Origin of the sequence: Gordonia sp. UBA7599, assembly GCA_002477755.1 — a bacterium.
Taxonomy (GTDB): Bacteria; Actinomycetota; Actinomycetes; order Mycobacteriales; family Mycobacteriaceae; genus Gordonia.
The window spans coordinates 5,830-6,139 of sequence record DLKD01000061.1 but is presented as its reverse complement, the minus strand read 5'-3'; the positions used below and the strand labels follow the sequence as shown (position 1 = coordinate 6,139).

At 70.6% G+C, this 310-nt stretch carries 1 pseudogene; it reads right to left on the bottom strand.

Annotated features, from left to right (window positions below):
- Positions 1-310 (bottom strand): annotated as a pseudogene (locus tag B4L26_RS07555) (ABC transporter family substrate-binding protein); the annotation flags it as partial.

Below are 310 nucleotides of genomic sequence, written 5' to 3'. Positions count from 1 at the left end.
TCGCACCGGTGGCGCGGCCGGCATCCGGCGGTAGCCGGCCGAGAAGAGCAGCGCCTGCACCGCCTCGGCGCTCGGACGGAGACGGTCGGGGGTGAAGTACCCCGGGTCCGACGGCGAGAAGACGGTATTGGCGAACGGCGTCACATCGTCATCGCCGGATGCCGCGTAGCGGACGATCCGCGCGTCGATCATTCCGAGCACCGCGGCACGCACCGCCTGCTGGCGCATCGTCGCCGACCGGGTGTTGACGTGGATGTCGAGCACCCGTGACTCCAGGTTGCGCTGGACGACGGTGTTGGGGATCGCCGCG